Origin of the sequence: Limnohabitans sp. DM1 (assembly GCF_001269385.1) — a bacterium.
Taxonomy (GTDB): Bacteria; Pseudomonadota; Gammaproteobacteria; order Burkholderiales; family Burkholderiaceae_C; genus Limnohabitans_A.
This window is the reverse complement of sequence record NZ_CXOO01000047.1, coordinates 41305-55060: the sequence shown is the minus strand read 5'-3', so window position 1 is coordinate 55060 and position 13756 is coordinate 41305. Positions and strand designations below refer to the sequence as shown.

General features: G+C 60.5%; 8 protein-coding genes. 5 read left to right on the top strand and 3 right to left on the bottom strand.

What is annotated here, in order from left to right; translation table 11 throughout:
- Positions 1-179: 179 nt before the first annotated feature.
- Positions 180-2417 (top strand): NADP-dependent isocitrate dehydrogenase, encoded by a 2238-nt coding sequence (locus AMM33_RS17445; RefSeq protein WP_090142573.1) that lies wholly within the window; start codon positions 180-182, stop codon positions 2415-2417.
- Between the two features lie 188 nt (positions 2418-2605).
- Here the strand turns inward: AMM33_RS17445 and AMM33_RS17440 are convergent, their stop codons facing one another.
- Positions 2606-4000 (bottom strand): sensor histidine kinase, encoded by a 1395-nt coding sequence (locus AMM33_RS17440; RefSeq protein ID WP_090142549.1) that lies wholly within the window; start codon positions 3998-4000, stop codon positions 2606-2608.
- A complete protein-coding gene (locus AMM33_RS17435) occupies positions 3997-4689 on the bottom strand; it encodes a response regulator (protein WP_090142548.1) in 693 nt (230 codons plus the stop codon). The genes AMM33_RS17440 and AMM33_RS17435 overlap by 4 nt, the downstream gene beginning before the upstream one ends.
- Positions 4690-4958: 269 nt before the next feature.
- Between AMM33_RS17435 and AMM33_RS17430 the strand changes: the two genes are divergently transcribed.
- The 4 genes from AMM33_RS17430 to AMM33_RS17415 are packed head-to-tail and all read left to right on the top strand — an operon-like array spanning position 4959 to position 11453.
- Positions 4959-6308, top strand: a complete 1350-nt coding sequence (locus AMM33_RS17430) for a TolC family protein (RefSeq protein ID WP_090142547.1) — start codon at positions 4959-4961, stop codon at positions 6306-6308.
- A 35-nt stretch (positions 6309-6343) separates the two neighbouring features.
- On the top strand, positions 6344-7507 hold the full coding sequence (locus AMM33_RS17425) for an efflux RND transporter periplasmic adaptor subunit (protein ID WP_228768210.1): 1164 nt from the start codon (positions 6344-6346) through the stop codon (positions 7505-7507).
- Entirely contained in the window at positions 7504-10578 is a 3075-nt protein-coding gene (locus tag AMM33_RS17420) for an efflux RND transporter permease subunit (RefSeq protein ID WP_090142545.1), read from the top strand. The genes AMM33_RS17425 and AMM33_RS17420 overlap by 4 nt, the downstream gene beginning before the upstream one ends.
- Complete coding sequence (locus AMM33_RS17415; RefSeq protein WP_090142544.1) at positions 10578-11453, top strand: DUF535 family protein; 876 nt, start codon at positions 10578-10580, stop codon at positions 11451-11453. The genes AMM33_RS17420 and AMM33_RS17415 overlap by 1 nt, the downstream gene beginning before the upstream one ends.
- 60 nt (positions 11454-11513) lie before the next feature.
- Here AMM33_RS17415 and AMM33_RS17410 read toward each other — a convergent pair whose 3' ends face one another.
- Positions 11514-13724 (bottom strand): heavy metal translocating P-type ATPase, encoded by a 2211-nt coding sequence (locus tag AMM33_RS17410; protein WP_090142543.1) that lies wholly within the window; start codon positions 13722-13724, stop codon positions 11514-11516.
- Positions 13725-13756 lie beyond the last annotated feature (32 nt).

Below are 13756 nucleotides of genomic sequence, written 5' to 3'. Positions count from 1 at the left end.
CTTTCACCGGTTCGGTGGTTTGGCGCCCCGATACGCCGCATTGCGTAAGAAAAACCCCTCTTTGGCTCTCTTAAAATAGCGTTTCATCTGCCTCCATTGAGACCGCAGAAGCCCCAGTGAGCGTCAAAACCTACTCGTTTTCGACCTCCGCATCATCCTCGACCAAAAGTGAGACACCCATGGCTACTGACAAATCCAAGATCATTTACACCCTGACTGACGAGGCGCCCTTGTTGGCCACAGCCTCGTTTTTGCCCATCATCCGCACCTTTGCGGCCCCTGCTGGCATTGAGGTGGCGCAGAGCGACATCTCTGTGGCGGCCCGAATTCTGGGTGAGTTTTCGGATTTGTTGCCGCCCGATCAACGCGTCCCCAACAACTTGGCTGAACTGGGCAAGCTGACTCTCAAGCCGGAAGCCAACATCATCAAGCTGCCCAACATCAGCGCCTCAGTGGGCCAGCTGGTCGCTGCCATCAAGGAATTGCAATCCAAAGGCTACGCCCTGCCCGACTACCCCGAAAACCCCAAAACAGAAGAGGAAAAGGCCATCAAGGCCCGCTATGCCAAGTGCACCGGCTCGGCCGTGAACCCCGTGCTGCGCGAAGGCAACTCGGACCGCCGCGCGCCTCGCGCCGTCAAAGAGTTTGCGCGCAAGAACCCGCACAGCATGGCCGAGTGGAGCCAGGCTTCGCGCTCGCACGTCTCGCACATGCACAGCGGCGACTTCTACCACGGTGAAAAGTCCATGACCCTGGACCGCCCACGCGATGTGAAGATGGAGCTGATCACCAAAAGCGGCAAAACCATCATCCTCAAGCCCAAAGTCTCTTTGCTGGACCGCGAAGTCATTGACAGCATGTTCATGAGCAAAAAAGCCTTGCTCGAGTTCTACGAAAAAGAGATCGAAGACGCCCACAAAACCGGCGTGATGTTCTCGCTGCACGTCAAAGCCACCATGATGAAGGTCTCCCACCCCATCGTGTTCGGTCACTGCGTCAAGATCTTCTACAAGGAAGCTTTTGAAAAACACGGCGCCTTGTTCAAGGAACTGGGCGTCAATGTGAACAACGGCATGGCCGATCTGTACGCCAAAGTCGCCACGCTGCCCCAGTCCAAGCAAGACGAAATCAAGCGCGACCTGCACGCTTGCCACGAAGGCCGCCCCGAGCTGGCCATGGTGGATTCGGCCAAGGGGATCACCAACTTCCACTCACCCAACGACGTGATCGTGGACGCCTCCATGCCCGCCATGATCCGCAACGGCGGCAAGATGTGGGGCGCCGACGGCCGCTTGAAAGACGTCAAGGCCGTGATGCCCGAGTCAACCTTTGCGCGCATCTACATGGAGATGATCAACTTCTGCAAGTGGCACGGGGCGTTCGACCCCAAGACCATGGGCACGGTGCCCAACGTCGGCCTGATGGCCCAGCAAGCCGAAGAGTACGGCTCGCACGACAAAACCTTTGAAATCCAAGAAGACGGCGTGGCCAACATCACCGACATCAACACCGGTGAAGTGCTGCTGAGCCAAGACGTGGAAGAAGGCGACATCTGGCGCATGTGCCAGGTCAAGGACGCAGCGATCCGCGACTGGGTCAAGCTGGCCGTGACCCGTGCCCGCAACTCCGGCATGCCGGTGGTGTTCTGGCTGGACCAGTACCGCCCGCACGAAGCACAGCTGATCACCAAAGTGAAGATGTACCTGCACGAGCACAACACGGCCGGCCTGGAAATCCAGATCATGAGCCAAGTGCGTGCCATGCGTTACACCTTGGAGCGCGTGGTCCGTGGCTTTGACACCATCAGCGCGACTGGCAACATCCTGCGCGACTACTTGACCGACCTGTTCCCCATCATGGAACTGGGCACCTCGGCCAAGATGCTGTCCATCGTGCCTTTGATGGCCGGCGGCGGCATGTACGAAACCGGTGCAGGCGGCTCGGCTCCCAAGCATGTGCAGCAACTGGTGGAAGAAAACCACCTGCGCTGGGACTCACTGGGTGAATTTCTGGCCCTGGCCGTGTCGCTGGAAGACCTGGGCCTCAAAACCGGCAACAAAAAGGCTGTGGTCTTGTCCAAAACCCTGGACGCTGCCACCGGCAAACTGCTGGACAACAACAAGAACCCCTCGCCCAAGACCGGACAGCTCGACAACCGTGGCAGCCAGTTCTACCTGGCCATGTACTGGGCGCAGGAATTGGCCGGGCAAACCGAAGACAAGGATCTGGCTGCCCAGTTCGCACCTTTGGCCAAGCTTTTGACCGAGAACGAGCAAAAGATCGTAGACGAGCTCAACGCCGTACAGGGCCAACCTGTGGACATTGGCGGCTACTACATGCCCGACCAAGCCAAACTGGCCGCCATCATGCGCCCCAGCGCCACCTTCAACGCGGCCCTGGCCAGCGCCGCGGCCTGATGCCCCGTTGAACCCCGGCGTCCCGCACGCCAGGTGATCCCAACCCCCCGCAGGCCCCAGGTTTGCGGGGGGTTTTTTTTCATGCCCGCAGCGCAGGGCCGCGTTTTTTGGCTGGGCCGCAGACCGCATGTCTGAGCTGAAGCCGTCGAACTACAGGCTGTGTCGAGGTCTTCAAGAGTGAGTCAACATCACGGCCGGTGCGCAAAACACAAGCTGACTTTCAGGCCTTGGCTGCCATCGGCTTGTGCCAGGCAAAAAGTCGCACCCAGGATGCGGGCGTATTCAGCCACGATGGCCAGGCCCAGGCCTGAGCCTTGTTTGAGGGCTTCCCCGGCACTGCCTTGGGCCCAGCGGCTGAGCACACGTTCACGCTGGACAGCGGAAATGCCCGGTCCGTTGTCAATCACCGACAGACAGACTTCGCCTCGCTCAGCATCGCTGCTGATCTCAACCGTCACATGGCGGGGCTCACCGCCGGGGGGCAGGCCATAGCGCAGCGCATTGTCAATCAGGTTGTCCAGCACCCCTTCGAGCAGGGCGCGCTGGGCAAGCACCTGAACCGGGACATCCAGGCCACGGGCACCCAGATCAACCCCCAAGCCGTCCGCACGGTGCAGATGGCGCATCAGGCTGTCGCGCACCACGTCATCGAGCGCCAGGGGCTGCAGCTGCAGCCCCTGCATGGCCTCTTGCGCCAGCGCCAGCGCCAGCAACTGGTCAATCAAGTGGCTGGCGCGGGCTTGGCTTTGGGCAATGCTGTGCAGTTGTTCGCGCCAAATATGAGGCTCGGTCTGGGCCAGGCCATATTCGGCCAGCGCCCGAATGCCGGCCAGTGGTGTGCGCAGCTCGTGTGCCACGTTGCCAGCAAACTCTTTTTGCCCGCGTACGCTTTGCGCGATGCGCAAAAGCATCGCGTTGACCGCTTCGCCCAGCCGCTTTACTTCGCTGGTGCGGCCAGACACCGTCACGGGCGTCAAATCGCGGGCATCTCGCTGGGCCACAGCATTTTCCAGGTCCATCAGGGGTTGCACGTCCTTCTGGATCACGCGCCGCAACCACCAGGCCAGCCCCAGCAGCAGCAGCACCTGAGGGGCCAGCGACACCACCAGCAAACGTTCAAACATGCGGCCTTGACTGTAGGTGGTCTGGGCCACAACGACTTTGAAGGCCACTGGCTTCTCACGGGGCAGCGTGACCGCCCTCAAGATGCGGTTTTGAAAAGGGATTTCGGTAAAAAACGGCCCTTGATCCATCCCGCCTGATGGCATGGGCAACCCCGCATGCCCTGCCAACAGTCGGCCATCCTCCAGGTACACCGCAAAAAATAGTCTTTCGTTCTGGTCAAAGAGCAAGGCACTCATTTCCAGCGCGGTCAACCCCAATGTCAAGCCACCATCCTCGGCATGGCGAACATGGCTGGCCACCGCGTAGGCATCGTCCAGCAGTGCGCGGTCCAGTGCCTGCTGCGTGAAATAACGTGCCACGCCAAACGCCAGTACCGTGCCCAGCAACCATGTCAGCACCAAAGGCCAGATGACATGCCAGAGCAAGCGCGAACGCAAGGAGCGTACACGTGTTTTCACGGACGCTCTTCTTCCATGAGGTAACCCAAGCCGCGCAGGGTTCGGATGGTGGCTCCGGATTGCGCCAGCTTTTTGCGCAAACGCGAGATGAAGGCCTCCAGCGCGTTGTCGGCCAGGGTCTCTTCAAAGTCCGACAGCTTGTTGGACAAGTCCTTTTTGCTGACGGTGCGCCCGGGCGGGCTCATGAGTTCCCACAGCACTTCCAGCTCGCGGGCGGGCAAAACCAGCTCTTGGCCGTGGATCAGGATGCGGCGCGCCTTGCGGTCCAGCACCAGCTGGCCCAACTGAGTCTGGTCGTCTGCACCCTGGCTGCGTCGCACCAGGGCACGCAAACGCGCCTCGACCTCGGCCAGCTCAAAGGGTTTGCCCAGGTAATCATCGGCACCCGCGTCCAGCCCGGCAATGCGTTCATCGGTGCGGTTGCGGGCCGTGAGCACCAGCACCGGCGTCTTATCGCCCTTGGCACGGCGCTCGCGAAGCAGCCTCAAGCCGCTGGTCATGCCTGCTTCTGGGCGATCACTTTGGGGCAGGTTCAAGTCCAGCAAGACCGCGTCATAGGGCTGAACCCGCCACAAGTGGCTCGCGTTGTCATAGTGGCCCGCCACGTCTACTCTGTGACCTGCGTCACTCAGGCTGCGCAGCATGACGCCTTGCAGCACAGGATCATCCTCCACCAAAAGTATTCGCATTGACCTTAAAACTCCAAATTCTCATTAAAGCTACATTTTTGCTACGACTTATAGATTCGGTCCGATGAAGTCTGGGCCGTGTGTTGCCTGTTGGGACGATTTTGTGGGAGCTTCCAGCCAAGCGAAAAGCCTGTGCTCCAAAAGCATCTGATCGCCAACAGGGCTAGCTCCCACAAGGTGCAAGATTGAAGTCACCCTGCAAACTTCACAGGGCAGGATCAATAGCTCAAGTCAGGTCTTGGTCAGGCGCCAGCCTTGATAAATGAGGCATGAGCATACGACACTTGTTTTTTCAGCGCCCTCTGGGCGCATTGGCCGCTTTGGGCTGCAGCCTGTGCGCGGTCACGGCCAGGGCAGCCGATGTCCCCGTGACGCCCCTTCCCAGACCTGTCAGCACCACTGCACTGCTGCCTGCCAGCACCACCCCGGTCAGCCTGAGCCTGACCCAAGTGCTGCAAGCAGCACAACGCAACCCCGATGTACTGGCCGCACAGAGGGCCTTGCAGGCGGCCCGCGCGGACGTGCTGACCGCTGACCGGGCCCCAGCACCCACGCTGTCGGCAGGTGTGGCCTCGATTGACCTGGAAAAAGGGTTAGGCAAAGGATCGATTTGGGAGAAAAAGCTGGACAAGTCGCTGGGCTTGGACTGGACCTGGGAGCGGGGCAACAAACGCGCCTTGCGGACCGAACTGGCCGAGCGCTTGGTCAAAGCCGCACAGGCCGACGGCCAAGATGCTTGGGTGATGCAGCAAATCGGGGCGCAAGCGGCTTTTTACGATCTGCTGGCCAGCCAGCAACGCCTGCAAGCCGTGCAGGCCATGGCCCAAAGCGCGGTCCAACTGGCCCAAAGCGCCGAGCGCCGTCTGAAAGCGGGTGACTTGTCGGCCCAAGACACATCACGCACGCGCATCGAAGCCGAACGCGCCCGCGCCGATGTGCAAAGCGCCACCCTCGATCAACAACAAGCCGCACAAGCCCTGACCCTGTGGACTGGCCAACAGGTGCCAGCTGGTGGCTGGCAAGCACAGGCAGACTGGCCAGTTGCCCAAGCACTGACTGCGCCTGATGACAGCGCCATCGACGCACTGGTTGAAATGCGACCCGACGTGATCGCTGCCCGCGCCCGCGTGGAAGCGGCGCAAACCGCCGTGCAAGCCGCGCAGGCGCTGCGCCAGGCAGACCCCAGCGTGGGCACCACGTTTGACCACTACCCCGGCACCTCCACACGATTGCTGGCGTTTCGCATTGCTGTGCCCTTGACGGGCGGCCAGCGCTTTGACGGCGAAATTGCCCGCGCCCTGGCGCAAGAAGATCAAAGCCGCGACTTGCTGCAAAAAACCCTGCTGCAAGCGCGCGCAGAGCTGAGCAGCCGGCTGCAAGCCTGGCAAGCCAGCGCCGAGCGGCTGAAGATTTATGAACAAGACATCTTGCCGCAAGCCTCCCGCGTGGCTGCCCAGGCTGAGACCGCCTACAGCAAGGGCGGTTTGACGCTGACCGACTTGCTTGATGCCCGCCGCACCCTGAAAACCACCCAGCTCGAAGCCCTGGCCGTGCGCAGCGAACATGCCAAAGCCCAAGGCGCCTGGCAGCTGCGCCAAAACGCTGCCGCCCCACGCTGAGCTTTTTTGAACACTTTTTGAGCGAGAGACTTTTTGTGAAATCTTTGCACCTTTCCATGACCGCCATCGGCCTGGCCGCGCTCACCGTGCTGAGCGCCTGCCAGGACAAACCCGAACCTGTGGCAGGCGTGCCTGCCCCCATCATTCAGAACAACCAGCTGCGCTACCCCGCAGGCCACCCCCAGCTGCAGCTGTTGGTGACCACGCCCGCCGCTGCGGCCAAAAGCATCGCGGTCGAATTGCCTGCCCGTATCGTCTGGAACGAAGAAAAAACCCAACGCATTTACGCCGCCTTTGCCGGACGTGTGGTGCGCATCAGCGCCGACGTGGGCCAATCGGTCAGCGCAGGTCAGGTGCTGGCGCAATTGGCTTCGCCCGAGTTTGGCGCGGCCCAGGCCGACACCTCGCGCGCCCAGGCCGACGCCACCCTGGCCAGCCAGGCCCTGAAACGCCAGCGCGAGCTGTTTGAAGCCGGTGTCGTGGCCCGCAAAGACCTGGAGCAAGCCGAAGCCGAAGCCAGCCGTGCCCAGGCTGAAGTAGCCCGCGCCCAGGCCCGCACCAGCCTGTATGGCAGCAGCACCGGGGTGAACATGCAACTGGGCCTGCGCAGCGAGATGTCTGGCGTGGTGGTTGAGCGCAAGCTGAACCCCGGCCAGGAAGTGCGCCCGGATGCAGGCAACGCGCCGCTGTTTGTGGTGTCGGACCCCAGCACGCTGTGGGTGCAAATCGACGCCCAGGAAGCCGATGTGGCCGATTTGCGGCCCGGCGCCAAAGTGAACGTGGTGCTGCCCTCGCTGGCCGGGCAAAGTTTTGAAGCCACCATCCAGGCTGTCACCGACCAGATCGACCCCACCACCCGCACCATCAAAATCCGCGCTGCGGTGGCCAATCCCAAGCGATTGCTCAAAAGCGAAATGCTGGCCAAGGTGCGTTATGAACGCCAGGTTGGCCCCGGCGTCGATGTGCCCGCCACAGCCGTGTTCCTGCGCGGCAACCAGCACTATGTGTTTGTGCAAGGCGAGGCAGGCCTGTTCGCGCCGCGTGATGTGAAAGTCTCTTACGAAGGCCCCAAAACCGTGTTGATTGGTGAAGGCCTCAAGGAAGGCGAACAGGTGGTCAGCCAGAATGGTCTGCTGCTGGCGCGAGAGCTGCGCCTGGCCCAGGAAGTCGCCCACACCACAGGGCCCGCCAAGCCATGAAAAAACTCATCTATTACGCGCTGAACCAGCCGCTGTTCATCGTGCTGGGCACGCTGCTGTTTGTCATGGCGGGTGTGATCGCCTTCAAAAACCTGTCGGTCGAAGCCTTTCCTGACGTGACCGACACGCAGGTGACGGTGATTGCGCTGTACCCGGGGCGGGCGGCCGAAGAGGTGGAAAAGCAGGTCACGCTGCCCATTGAGGTGGCGCTGGCCGGGCTACCCAATTCGATCCGGGTGTTCTCCCACACCCAGTTCGGCCTGTCCTTCACCGTGGTCACTTACAACGACAACGCCGATGTCAACATCGTCCGTCAACAGGTCAATGAACGCCTGCGTGGCATTGATTTACCGCCCGGGGTGGAAGCCAACATCGCGCCCAATGCCACGCCAGTGGGCGAAGTCATGCGCTACCGGCTGCGCGGTGACGGCCAGACCACCACCGAGCTGCGCACCTTGCAGGACTGGGTGGTAGAACGTGGTCTGCGCCAAGTGCCCGGCGTGGCCGATGTGGTGGCCATGGGCGGCTTCATCAAGCAGTACGAAGTGCAGCCTGACCTGGAAAAGCTGCGCGCCCACAAGCTGACCTTCCAGAACCTGCTCGATGCACTGGGCCGAGGCAACTCCAACGCGGGGGGCAGCTACGTCGCCCAGGGCTTGCAACAGTTCGCCATTCGCGGCATTGGGCTGCTGCGCTCGCCTGAAGAAATTGGCCAAGTGCTGGTCGCCACCCGCAACTCAACGCCCATTCTGGTGCGCGATGTGGCCACCGTCAAAATTGGCGCTGTGCCGCGTTTGGGCGCCGTGGGCCAAGATCTGGACGACGACATCGTGACTGGTATTGTGGTGATGCGCAAAGGCGAAAACCCCAGCGAGGTGCTCAAGGGCGTCAAGGCCAAACTACAGGAACTCAACGAACGCGGTCTGCCCAAGGGCGTGCAAGTGGTGCCGTTTTATGACCGCACCTGGCTGATGGACAAAACCCTGACCACGGTTTTCAAAAACCTGGTCGAAGGCGCCCTGCTGGTCTCGCTGGTGCTCTATATCTTCTTGTCCAACCTGCGTGCCAGTCTGGCTGTGGTGGTAGTGATTCCGCTGGCCTTGTTGTCCACATTCATGGGTCTGAAGATCATGGGCGTGCCTGCCAACTTGCTGAGTTTGGGGGCGATGGACTTCGGCATCATCGTGGACGGTGCGGTGATCGTGATCGAAAACATCATGCACCGTCTGGCCGTGCGTGGCGAAGGCATGAGCGACAAGGAGCGCAAAGCCGTGATCACCGAAGCCACCAACGAGGTAGGTCGGCCCACCGTGTTCTCAATGCTGATCATCATTGCGGCGCACATCCCGATTTTTGCGCTGCAACGCCACGAAGGCCGGATTTTTCAACCCATGGCCTTGTCGGTCACCGCGGCCCTGATCGGTGCGCTGATCTTTTCTCTCACGCTGGTGCCTTTGCTGGCTTATTGGATGCTGCGCAAGAAACTGCCGCACCAAGACAACCGCATCGTGGGCAAAGCCAAACAAATTTACATTCCGGTCCTTGACTGGGCGCTGAGCCACCGCCGCAAGGTGGTGACCATCGCCATCGCTTGCTTTGCGATGGCCATGGTGGCCGCTTCCCGTCTAGGTTCGGAGTTTTTGCCTGAACTGAACGAAGGCACGATCTGGGTCAACGTGCGTTTGCCCGCCAGTGTGGCCAACGAAGAGGCCACGCGTATCCTTCGCCAGATTCGGGAAACTCTGCACAGCGTGCCCGAAGTGCGCACCACGGTGTCCAAGGCGGGGCAACCCGAAGACGGCACCGACCCCAAAACCATCAGCATGGCCGAGATTTTTGTCGATCTGAAACCCGTTGATGAATGGCGCAAGGGCTTGACGCGTGAACAGTTGATTGAGGAGATGGACCACGCCGTCTCAGCCCTGCCAGGCATGGAGCCCACCTTCTCGCAACCGATTCGCGACAACGTGCTGGAGTCAATTTCGCAGATTGACGGGCAGATCGTGATCAAGATCGCGGGCGATGACATGATGGTGCTCAAGGAAACTGCCGAAGCCATTGAACGCGAGATCAAGCAAGTCAGTGGCGTCAGTCGCGCCGAAATCAACCGTCAGGGTGAATTGCCGCAGCTGCTGATCAACATCCAGCGCGAGCAGGCCGCACGCTATGGTCTGAACGTGGGCGATGTGCAGGACGTGATCGAAGCAGCGCTGGCTGGCAAAGGTGCCACGACCCTGTGGGATGGTGAGCGCCGCTTTGATGTGGCGGTGCGCCTGCCCCAGGAGCGTCGCAACATCGCCGAGTTGGCCGCCATCCCGATTCCCACGCCCGATGGTGGTTATGTCAGTCTGGGCGCAGTGAGCAAGATCGAACAGACCAGCGGTGCCATGAACATTGCCCGTGAATCGGGGCGCCGCACCATGGCCATTGGTATCTTCATCAAGGGCCGCGACATGGGTTCCGTCGTGGGTGACATGAAAAAGCGCGTGGACGCCAACGTCAAGATTCCGGCCAACTACACCGTGAATTGGTCGGGAGAGTTTGAAAATCAGGAACGCGCCATGCAGCGATTGTCCGTGGTGGTTCCTATTTCACTGCTGCTGATTTTTGTACTGCTGTTTGATGCCTTTGGTTCTTTCAAGAGCGCTGTGCTGATTCTGATGAACGTCCCGCTGGCCTTGATTGGTGGTTTTGTGGCGTTGTGGATTTTTGACATCCCGCTGTCGGTGTCAGCGGCCATTGGCTTCATTGCGCTGTCGGGTCAGTCGGTGCTCAACGGGGTGGTGATGTTGTCGGTGTTCCAACAGCAGCGCAACGCGGGGTACAACGTGATCGATGCGGTGAAGGAGGGCGCCAAACAGCGCCTGCGCACCGTACTGATGACGGCCATGCTGGCGGCTTTGGGTTTGCTGCCCATGGCCATGAGCCACGACATCGGCTCTGAAACACAGCGGCCCTTGGCGATTGTGGTGATTGGTGGACTTATCACGGCCACATTGCTGACTTTGGTGGTCTTGCCTGTGCTGTATGCTTCTTGGTTCTCCAAAAACACCCCACCCTCTGAGGCCTGATGAGCGCTTGGCAAGATTCCTGGAATGCACTTAAACACCATCCGCGTGAACGAATCAAGATTGTGATTGGGCGTCTGCTTTACCCTTCAAGTACACGCCGATGGATTTCTTTTGTGCGCTCACATGCTGTTCTGTGGTCGCAGGTCCCTAACTTTCCCAAATTACTCACGCGCATTTACCGTCCCTACGGTTTTCGCACTTTGAGTTGCCAGCAGCGTGTAGAGATGATGATTCGCCACTACGAAGTGCTCCATCAACACGGCTTGCTCACTTTGCTCAAGCGCTCAGCTGTCCAAGCCCTGTTGATTGGAGAGGTGCAAACCAAATCCAAAGACACTGCCCAGTTGTATTTGCAGTCCTTGCGCGACGGTCACCGCGAAGGCGAAATGAGTCTGCAGCTTTTCCTGGGTGATCATTTTTTGTATTCTTTGACTTTTTCCTTGATCGGCGATCCATCTGCCCCGGACATGGTCGTCACACGTTTGCAAAGCAACAAACTGGATGATGCCAAAAACCTGATCCGAACCGCCACCAAGAGTTTTCATGGCTACCGCCCGTCTATGCTGCTGCTGCAAACGGCTCGCCAATTTGCTCACCTGTGTGGCTGCCAGCGAGTATTGCTGGTGTCCAACCGTCAGCGTGTGGCCCTCAATCCCGTGCGCCGCCTGAAAATCAAAACCGATCTGGAAGGCCTGTGGCGCGACCTGGGTGCCACGCCCCAGGCCGATGGTTTTTTTGCCTTGAGCCCGATCGTGGCCTTGCCCCAGGATTTCAGCGACGTGCCTTCCAACAAACGTGCTGAAGCCAAACGCAAGGCCGCTTTGGCAGCTGATCTTTTGCAAGCACTTTCAGTCAGCATGGTCAGCCGGGGCTGAAACCATCAACTTCTGAACAGAAGGTCAAAACTGCTTGGAAAAGGCCTGTTGTGGGCCGCTTCAGTCTTTGGGTTTCCAGCGTTTGAGCAGCAAGGCGTTGCCCATCACGCTGACCGAACTCAGGGCCATGGCGCCGCCGGCAATCACCGGGTTGAGGTAACCCATGGCCGCCAGGGGAATGCCCGCCACGTTGTAGGCAAAAGCCCAAAACAGGTTTTGCTGGATTTTGGCCACGGTGCGCGCCGAGATGTCGAGCGCTGCGCCCACGAGAGCCACGTCACCACGCATGAGGGTGATGCCTGCCGCATGCATGGCCACGTCGGTGCCGTTGCCCATGGCCAGGCCCACATCGGCGGCTGCCAGGGCCGGTGCGTCGTTGACACCATCGCCCACCATGGCCACGATGCGACCGCCCTCGCGCAGTTTTTGCACCTGTGCGGATTTGTCACCGGGAAGCACATCGGCCAATACTTCACCCGCTTCAGGACGCAGGCCCAGACGACGTGCCATGGCTTCTGCGGCGGCCTGGTTGTCGCCAGAGATCATGACGAGTTTCAGACCCCGCTCTCGCAGCGCAGCCAGGGCCTGCGCAGCGCCTGGCTTGGGTTCATCGCCAAACGCCATCAAGAGCAGACCTTGCACGCCTGCGGGGCCACGTTCAGCCAGTGCTGACAGCGTGGCGCCAACAGCCTGCAATGACTTGATTTCATCAGCCCACAAGGCGCTGTCCAGGCCTTCTTGCTGCAGCCAGCGCAGGCTGCCCAGCATCAGGTGGTGGCCATCCACAGTAGCTTGCACGCCTTTGCCCGGCACAGCGCTCACCTCTTGCGCGCTCATCAAGCTTTGCCCTTGTGCCAGTGCAGCGCTCAGCACTGCACGGGCCAAGGGGTGTTCGCTGCCGCTTTGCACCGCTGCGGCCCAGGCCAGCACGGTTTGACCATCGTGCCCGGGTGCGGGCACTTGGTGCGTCAGGCGTGGCTGGCCCACTGTGAGGGTGCCGGTCTTGTCAAAAGCCACGGTTTGCACCTGGTGTGCAATCTCCAGCGCCTGGGCGTCCTTGATCAGGATGCCGTGTTGGGCCGCCACGCCTGTGCCCGCCATGATGGCCACGGGCGTGGCCAAACCCAATGCGCAAGGACAGGCGATCACCAGCACAGCCACCGCATGGATCAAGGCGTTCTCAAATGATGCCCCCATGAACATCCAGACCGCCAGGGTGATCAAAGCCACCACCAAGACCACGGGCACAAAAATTTCAGCCACTTTGTCCACCAGGCGCTGTATGGGCGCTTTGGCCGCTTGCGCGTCTTCTACCAGGCGGATGATGTGCGAGAGCACGGTTTCATGACCCACAGCCTGCACGCGCATCAAGACGCGGCCATCGCCGTTGATGGAGCCCCCCGTGAGTTGTGCCCCCATGGCTTTGGACACCGGCAAGGGCTCGCCCGTGAGCATGGCTTCATCCACCTGGGTTTGGCCTTCGACCAATTGGCCGTCGAGGGGAATGCGTTCGCCCGGGCGCACCACGATCAGATCGCCCACCAGAATTTCATCCACAGGCACATCGACTTCGCCGTCTTCGCTGATCCAGTGGGCTTTGTCGGGGCGCAGCGCATGGAGGGCGCGAATGGCTTCGGTGGTTTGACGTTTGGCACGCGCTTCCAGCCACTTGCCCAGCAGGACCAGGGTGATGACCACGGCTGAGCCTTCAAAGTACAGATGCGGCGCGTGACCCGGATGCGCCGTGAGCCACAGCCAGACCGACAGCAGCCACCCGGCCGTGGTGCCCAAGGCCACCAGCAAATCCATATTGCCCGTGAAGGCTTTGAGGGCGTGCCACCCGGCCTTGTAAAAGCGTGCGCCCAAAATGAATTGCACGGGTGTGGCCAAGGCAAACTGTAGCCAAGGTGGCAGCATCCAGTGCTGTCCCCACAAACTCCCAAGCATGGGCAAGACCAGAGGTGCTGACAGCAAGAGGCCAAACGCCACTGGCATGAAGCCCGACCAGGTGGATCCGTTTTCAGCCGCCTGCACCGCCTGTGGGGTGAGGGGCTCATAACCGGCATCGCGGATGGCACGGCGCAAACGGGCATCGGTGACCTCGTCCGATTGCACAGAAATGCGTGCCGATTCGGTGGCCAGGTTGACGGTGGCGGAGGTTACACCGGGCACTTTGTTCAGCGCCTTTTCAACCCGCGACACACATGAAGCGCAGGTCATGCCCCCAATACCGATATCGATGGATTGGGGTTCGTTTTTGATCTGTGTCATGTCCACGGCCCCTTTTTGATCTATGCTCCAAA

Excerpts from the sequence above, each read along its gene's own strand:
- AMM33_RS17445 (WP_090142573.1), top strand. The coding sequence starts at position 180 with ATGGCTACTGACAAATCCAAGATCATTTACACCCTGACTGACGAGGCG.
- AMM33_RS17435 (WP_090142548.1), bottom strand. The coding sequence starts at position 4,689 with ATGCGAATACTTTTGGTGGAGGATGATCCTGTGCTGCAAGGCGTCATG.
- AMM33_RS17430 (WP_090142547.1), top strand. The coding sequence starts at position 4,959 with ATGAGCATACGACACTTGTTTTTTCAGCGCCCTCTGGGCGCATTGGCC.
- AMM33_RS17420 (WP_090142545.1), top strand. The coding sequence starts at position 7,504 with ATGAAAAAACTCATCTATTACGCGCTGAACCAGCCGCTGTTCATCGTG.
- AMM33_RS17415 (WP_090142544.1), top strand. The coding sequence starts at position 10,578 with ATGAGCGCTTGGCAAGATTCCTGGAATGCACTTAAACACCATCCGCGT.
- AMM33_RS17410 (WP_090142543.1), bottom strand. The coding sequence starts at position 13,724 with ATGACACAGATCAAAAACGAACCCCAATCCATCGATATCGGTATTGGG.